The sequence below is a fragment of the Desulfobacter sp. genome (assembly GCF_050177295.1).
This window is the reverse complement of the sequence record NZ_JBFXHE010000228.1, coordinates 1-7,078: the sequence shown is the minus strand read 5'-3', so window position 1 is coordinate 7,078 and position 7,078 is coordinate 1. Positions and strand designations below refer to the sequence as shown.

The following is a 7,078-nucleotide window of genomic DNA, read 5'->3' as shown; positions in this document are numbered from 1 at the left end:
TAGTCTGCCTTGACACCTCAGATTGTCGATTCATAAAAAAGTTCCTTGAAACCGGCAGAATTTTGTTTTATACAATCGTCTAATCAACTGGTACTCTGCTTTTATTTTCCGGCTTGTCACAGCGTAAGGCAAAACGCAACAACACGCCATAACGAATCTTTCTAAAATACGCGCATTTCTGACATTTGTCAACGTCGATTCCATCACCTGGTGTACATTCAAATAACCGTTTGAAATTTCATAATTAATTGGTATATTAAACGTGTATATAATTTAAGGGAAGCGTTATGGATGTTCAGGCTGCAGGAATAAACAGCTATTATACATATCAATCCGCCCTTGAACGGGGATCTGACCTGATATCTTCGTCCTCCAGGCCCGAATCCCAGGCCCAGGATACCGAGATCAGCGAAGCCGCATCCCTGTTCGACAGTGAGGAACAGGTTGGTTCGGATTCCCAGACCCAGACAGATGAAGCCGCCCAGAAAAAAAGTCAGCCGTCAGAGGCAGATGCAGAGTCGCGGCTTACCTTGGACGAAAAATTACTCATCGAAAAACTTGAAAAAGTTGACGCTGAAGTTCGGGCTCACGAAATGGCCCATATTGCCGCCGGCGGAGAATATATCACCTCTGGTGCCACTTTTTCCTACCAGCAGGGCCCTGACGGAAAAAAGTATGCAGTAGGCGGAGAGGTCAGTATTGACACAGCTTCCGAACCTGGGGACCCCGAGGCAACATTACAGAAAATGCGGCGGGTGCGTGCCGCAGCGTTAGCCCCTGCCCAACCATCCTCCCAAGATTTAAAAGTAGCATCCAACGCTGCATCCCAGGCGGCAAAAGCCATGGCTGAAATCACACAGTTTATAGCAGATGGGCAAGCCGGACAGATGGAAACAGCAGTGTCCGGCTATACACGGCAGCAGGTTTCCGATGCGTATGCCAAAACAGGCAGCATGTCTGACCAGAATAGACCCAATCAAGATACCCAAAATTCATTTCATATCGCTGTCTGAAAGAAAAGTATATTGTTATGAAGGTAATTTTTTGATATTATTTGCATACCAATTGATACAAACCGGAGGTAAATATCATGGGGATGACCGTCCAAAACAATGGTTCAGCTTTACAGGCTTTTTCAAACCAAATATTGGTTTCTTCAAATAATGTAGCCAACTCCCTGTCGGACGAGTTCAAGGCGGACAGAGCGTATAATGTTGAGGCAAAAAACGGACAGGTACAAACTTTCATCTCCAAAACCCAGGCAAGCGCAACTCTGGCTGAAGATCCTCTCAAAAATGACGGTTCGTTAAAGGAATTATCAAATACGAACATTGCAGAGGAAATGATTGTACAGATTCAAGCCCAGAATGGGTTTGACGCTAACGCCAAAATGATTCAGACCTATGATGAAACAACCGGAACCCTACTGGACACGATCGCATAAGCCGGCATGTCTGGAATAAAAACGCCCCCCCACCCCACAGACAAGGGTGGATGATCTTACTACTAACTATTGATCATTTTACATTGTGCCAAAGTTTACTTCCCTAATCCGCACCATTGCGATCCTTTTTTTGGCCGTGCTGATCTGCTTTGGCTGCGGCAAACTTAAAGGAGGCCGGACGAATCAGTCTGGCCTCCCAAGGCAATCTGATGACCCCGAATATAACAGATCCGGCCCCCTGTCTGACACCCGTCAGAGTATTGTCCAGGCAGCCATGACTGCCGTGGGTACGCCCTATCGCTGGGGCGGCGTTTCTCCAAAGGGTTTTGACTGCTCTGGGTTAGTGGTATATACCCACGCCAAAATCGGGATTCATGTACCAAGAACAGCCAGTGCGCAGTTCAAAAACTGCACATCAGTATCTCGGCAAAATATCAAACCGGCAGATCTGGTTTTTTTTTCAGTACCCAGAAGACGGGGGGATGTTCACGTAGGCATTTACATCGGCAAAGGTCAGTTTATACATGCACCGGGCAGGGGGCGCAAGGTGAAGCGCGTCTCATTGGACAATATTTACTTTAAACACCATCTCATTAAAGCCGGAAATTTTTTTAAACAAAATGAAGGATAATTCCTGCATCGAAAAAACACGTACATTTTACTTTATTGTTTAAAAAACCATCTCAAAATATTCTTTTAAGATCGCTTTCACACACGCCTAATGGGATCTTAAATTCAGCTTAGGCACTAGAAAATAGGGTTCAATCAACGCATGGGGAACATATGACAGTTTTGCCTGGCGTAATCCCGGTATTCCAAGATCCTGTTCCCGATTGATATATCGTGCAGTCCCTTCCAGAAATTTGGCAGTCTCACTATTGATCATCTGGGCGGCACCCTTGAAAGTCACATCTGATTTTTCAAAGTGAACATCCCAGGTGTCAGGGGAGAGGGGACTGAAAACAGCAAACGCTGCAATTTCATCCTTTACCATCAGTATCAATCCGTTTAAACCCAAATCTTTCCAATGGGAGAAGGCCATGGCAATTGCTTCGGACTCTTCCACCAGGGAGTTGGATACTGAAGGCGTGCCTTCAAGCAAACGCTTTTCAAAACGCATCACCTCTTTGCAATTACCCTCATTCATAGGGACTATGGAGTAATCTGGATACATGCGCGTAAACTGGGCAATAAGATTTTTTTTCTTATGCAGTTTATTGCCCTTTAACTCTGCCAACTCCTGTGTCAGGTAAACATAATCTGCCGCATCCCGGTCAGAGGTAATACTGAAATAACGATCCAGATCCTGCCATATATCCACGTAAGATTCAGGCACCAGCCCGATGTCTCCGGATAGTCCTGCGGCAATGGCCTTTTTTGAAAGATCAAACAATTCTTCAGGATTCAAATCCTCTCCGATGGGCATGAACAGGGCCCGGCTGCGATCGTCATGAATCACCAGGTTTTCCTTATAAAAAAACCATGAATACCGGTACAGGTTCTGCCAACAAAAAAGATTAACATAGCTGTACTCACATGAGCAGGGCGGGTAATGGCCCAGGAAATCAAGGATCAGGGGACGGGTCTCCAGATCAAATTTCCCGGGCTTAAGTATATTTGGTTCAGTCTGCAGATCATCAGCACTGTTGCTGATGATTGGTGGCGTATTGCAGGTTTCCGAATGGCTATGACATATCATGGTTTTTCCTTTACATAACTGTTATTCAAGTTTAAAGGGGATATGATCCTTCATCTGCCTGAACCCGATTTTTTCATAAAATGAACGAGTTCCCGGCTCACCGATCAATCCAATCCAGTCCACTCCCCTTCTTTTAAGTTCCTGGATCAGAAAAGTGACAATCAGGGTACCAATGCCAAATTTCCGGTAGGCTGACAGTACAGCTATATCCTGAATATAAGCATCACTACAAAGATCGGAAAGGGCTCTTCCCATTCCAATTATTTTTTTTTCCAAAAAGGCACCTGCAAACAATGCCGATTGTTCAGGAATTCGGCGCAAAAATTCGTCTGATATTTTATAATTATCCTGCCACCATCCGGCATCCTTGTAGATGGCTCCAAGCTGATCCACAGGCACCGTGCGCACAAGTTTTATCTCAAGCCCATCAAGCTTTTCTGTCCTCATACACCTTTGTCTTTCAGTATTTTTTCTGCAAAATAGGGAAGCACAAAGGCCGCACGGTGCACCTCCGGGCTATAGTATTTAAGTTGAGATTGAACCACTTGGGGCACTGGACGTGCCGGTGTCGTAAGTTTAGGGCCCAAAGATCCCATGCATATACCGATGTGACCGCCGGTATATGTGGGGACAATAATGTTTGCATAGGCATATATGGGAAACAACGATCGTGTAACACCCATCAGTTTTTCAACCCAGTCCGGATGAAGGAAAAAGTTTTCGCCCTGGGTGGCAATCAGACCACCGGGCTTAAGCGCATGCTTTAAATCCCGGTAGAACTGACTTTTAAACAAAATTTCTCCAGGGCCAACCGGGTCCGAGGAATCAACAATAATGACATCATAACAACCAGAGCATTCCCGGACAAAGGCCGCCCCGTCTCTTATATGAACAGTAACCCTGGGATCGTTAAATCCACAAGCTATGGATGGCAGAAATTGTTTTGAAACATTAACAACCTCTTCATCAATTTCACAAAAATCAATAAAGCGGACATCATCATGACGATTAATCTCACGCAAAACACCGCCGTCTCCCCCACCGACAACAAGCACATTTTCAGGGTTTGGGTGGGATAACAGCGGCAGGTGCGCCATCATTTCATGGTAACTGAACTCATCTTGTTCCGTTAACTGAATAATACCGTCAAGCACCAGCATCCGGCCGTGGGAACGGGTCTGATAAAGGTCAATTTGCTGAAACCTGCTTTTTTTACTGTAAAGAAGCTTTTCCACCTTCAAGGAAACGGCAATGCCCTCCCACATGGGGCAAATTTCTGAAAACCAGCCTTTATGTATATTGCCTGAATTTGTCATTTATCTATTCCGTAACAGCCTATCGATTCCCAACCTATTGTCTTAAAGCCACCCGCATCTTGTAGTGGCTACCCCCAAAATATGACAGAGCAAATTCTGCCAATTCACGGGGCTCATATGTATTACAGGAAAAAATATCCAGATATGCGGTATGGGTTGCATGGGCAAAATACCCCGATATCCCGGAGGTTTCAATGGATCGTGTCATGGAGAAACCGGCAGCCGTTTCGGTTTCATCATAATGAACCGAAGATGTATTTTCCGTGTCAACAATACCAAGCTTTTCACACAGCCTGCTGACAATTTTTTTTATACAGTCCGGATCTTTTATCATATCAGAACTGCAGTCATATACATCAACGGATGTGGACATTCCCCAGGGGTTTGTGTTTTCACACACTTTTTTCCAGGCCATGGGAAGTGTTCTCCTATCCATCACCTTTTCATCACTGTTTGCCATACAGCTTCCGAGCATAGGCTGCAGTATCCCCCTGTTTTGATCCGAAGAGATAAAGACCCGCTGGGATGAAAATTGTACTTTGATGGAATGAATGGCTGTATCCAGATCAATATTATCAGCACATGTAAAAATATCTACGGCTGCATAATTATGCTCAGGCCAGGCATGAACCGTAAAATGAGATTCTGCAATAATCACGACCCCGGAGACCCCCTGGGGTTCAAACTGATGAAAGGAACTGCTGACAATTTTTGCCCCGCTTTCCCGGGCAGCCCTAAGCAGAATTGATTCTACCCCGTTCTTGTCAAGCAGGATGTCGGATGCGCAATCGTAATATTCAATGGTAATATGTCGCCCCAGAGCAAAACCCGGATCAGAATGACAAGCTCTCTGCTTTTTATTTTTATCAAGCAATTTTTTAACCGAATAGTTAGAATTCTTCCATAACAGAAGAAAATCTTTGGAATTGAGTTTCTCTTGGCAAATTTTTTTCTTTAAGCCGTTCAATCATGGATGAGGTATTAAAACGCAGATAAGGGTTTACCTTAAGTTCTTCAGACAGACGGGAAACAACATGATCCGGATTATATGCAGACGCATACCCGTTCAAATTCGGGTTGTTCGGTTCAATAATTTTGGCATACTTTAAAGATTCAAGAACATAATCGTGTCCGGCATAAACCAGAGTATCGCCGGGCAGGGCCATCAACTGCTTTAAAGAATTAAAAAAAGATTCAAGATCCCCTGAAAAACAATTGCCGACAGTGGCGTTGAACAAGGTATCACCGGTTACAATAAACCCATCTCCTTTGAAACAAAGTGAATCCATGGTATGCCCGGGGGTCAGCATCACCTCAAGTCCGGTTGCGTCTTTAAGGTCAAGAACCTGCCCCTGCGAAAGCGTTGTACAGTCAATAAAACGCGCGTTAGTTTTCTTTAAAAGGACATTGTTTCCTTTAGTGTGGTCCGCATGGGTGTGGGTATTGGTGACAATGTCAATGGGAATGTTTTTTTCTATGGCAAATTTGGCCATATCATCCGGGGCCCCAGGGTCGATGGCAATGCAGGATTTTTCGCTGTAAACCAGGTAACCCAAATTGTCTGCACCGTATTTAAACTGTTGAATATCCAAACACTCAGTCCTTTATCTTAAAACATTTCATCTTCGTCTTCCCCAAAGGCTTCTTCATCCTCATCCCGACCAGGGGTGCCGACCATGGGTTCATCATCATACACATCAATATCATCCTCATCCATGAACTGATCATCAAGATCGAGATCAAGGCCGTGATCATCGAAAATCATACTAATGGCCTCTTTGAGATTACGTTCAAAGCTTTCAGAATAGCCGTCATCCTCATCTGCGGAAAACTCATATATTTCATCGTGTTCTTCAATCAGGTCCCTAAGATCGGCTTCCATCTCGGACCGGGTATAGAAATCGGCTTCATAAGCGTCAATAATTTCTTCATACAAGTCATATAAGTCAAACACCTCAACGGCATCAGAAATGGTCATTTTTTTGGCCATATGCAATCTCCCGAATTTTTATATGGTTTCTATGTTAATAATAGTTTTATGATTGTCAAATACCCAAACACCATAATGTTTGTCTCAAACATAATGGTGCCTGAATGCAGTTTCACATATTATTGCTTGATAAAGAAGGTTTTATTTTTTTTCAATCCTAAAATTAAATCAAGCATAAAAAAGGTTCTCTCGAACCTGATAAACAGATTTTTACATGACAGCTTGGACACTGGATATGAAAGGCATTGGCTAAAGGCAAAGGCTCTGGTGATTTTGCCTGAGATTTCATTATCACCTGTGCACATGGCCATGTTGGAAGTATCCCAGCCCGGGCATGACGGAATGGTCCGGTTTATTGCTGCAACATGCATGATAACGGCTGCCTGGTAGATCAGACCAGCCTGAAATTTTGTTTCCGGCGCAATGACGGAATAGATAATATCCGTTTACAAAAAAAATTTTTACACTATTTCTTTACGCCTAAACACGGGATTTTATTCAGGCGCTATTACGACATGCTACAAAGAAAAAATTAAACCTGTTTACAACTTTTTTTCATTGATCTTTTATTCTGGTAGTCGGTCAATGCCAGATAAAAAGCACCAACACAAAGTTCGGCGCAATGATAA

Annotated in this window: 9 protein-coding genes; 3 read left to right on the top strand and 6 right to left on the bottom strand. The window is 43.9% G+C overall.

Translation table 11 applies throughout. The features are described 5' to 3' along the window. Positions 1–287: 287 nt before the first annotated feature. The 3 genes from AB7U36_RS15105 to AB7U36_RS15095 all read left to right on the top strand — a co-directional run bounded on the left by AB7U36_RS15105 (position 288) and on the right by AB7U36_RS15095 (position 2,075). Positions 288–1,013: a putative metalloprotease CJM1_0395 family protein gene (locus AB7U36_RS15105; protein ID WP_428160549.1), complete on the top strand. Its 726-nt coding sequence runs from the start codon at positions 288–290 to the stop codon at positions 1,011–1,013. Between the two features lie 134 nt (positions 1,014–1,147). Then, on the top strand, positions 1,148–1,444 hold the full coding sequence (locus AB7U36_RS15100; protein ID WP_286820056.1) for a flagellar basal body rod C-terminal domain-containing protein: 297 nt from the start codon (positions 1,148–1,150) through the stop codon (positions 1,442–1,444). 85 nt (positions 1,445–1,529) lie between these two features. Next, a complete protein-coding gene (locus tag AB7U36_RS15095; protein WP_428160314.1) occupies positions 1,530–2,075 on the top strand; it encodes a C40 family peptidase in 546 nt (181 codons plus the stop codon). 87 nt (positions 2,076–2,162) lie between these two features. On the opposite strand, the gene AB7U36_RS15090 is transcribed toward AB7U36_RS15095, so the two are convergent. Genes AB7U36_RS15090 through AB7U36_RS15065 form a run of 6 tightly spaced genes read right to left on the bottom strand, consistent with a single transcriptional unit; the run spans position 2,163 to position 6,449 of the window. Next, complete coding sequence (locus AB7U36_RS15090) at positions 2,163–3,143, bottom strand: DUF2156 domain-containing protein (protein WP_320398905.1); 981 nt, start codon at positions 3,141–3,143, stop codon at positions 2,163–2,165. A 21-nt stretch (positions 3,144–3,164) separates the two neighbouring features. Beyond that, positions 3,165–3,590: a GNAT family N-acetyltransferase gene (locus tag AB7U36_RS15085; RefSeq protein ID WP_428160315.1), complete on the bottom strand. Its 426-nt coding sequence runs from the start codon at positions 3,588–3,590 to the stop codon at positions 3,165–3,167. Beyond that, positions 3,587–4,459, bottom strand: a complete 873-nt coding sequence (speE, locus tag AB7U36_RS15080) for a spermidine synthase (RefSeq protein ID WP_428160316.1) — start codon at positions 4,457–4,459, stop codon at positions 3,587–3,589. The genes AB7U36_RS15085 and speE overlap by 4 nt, the downstream gene beginning before the upstream one ends. A gap of 34 nt (positions 4,460–4,493) precedes the next feature. Continuing rightward, positions 4,494–5,333, bottom strand: a complete 840-nt coding sequence (gene speD / locus AB7U36_RS15075; protein ID WP_428160548.1) for an adenosylmethionine decarboxylase — start codon at positions 5,331–5,333, stop codon at positions 4,494–4,496. Between the two features lie 16 nt (positions 5,334–5,349). After that, the gene (locus AB7U36_RS15070) at positions 5,350–6,051 is read right to left on the bottom strand and encodes an MBL fold metallo-hydrolase (protein WP_428160547.1); all 702 of its coding nucleotides are present in this window, start codon (positions 6,049–6,051) and stop codon (positions 5,350–5,352) included. A gap of 17 nt (positions 6,052–6,068) precedes the next feature. Further along, entirely contained in the window at positions 6,069–6,449 is a 381-nt protein-coding gene (locus AB7U36_RS15065) for a hypothetical protein (RefSeq protein ID WP_287039038.1), read from the bottom strand. Positions 6,450–7,078 lie beyond the last annotated feature (629 nt).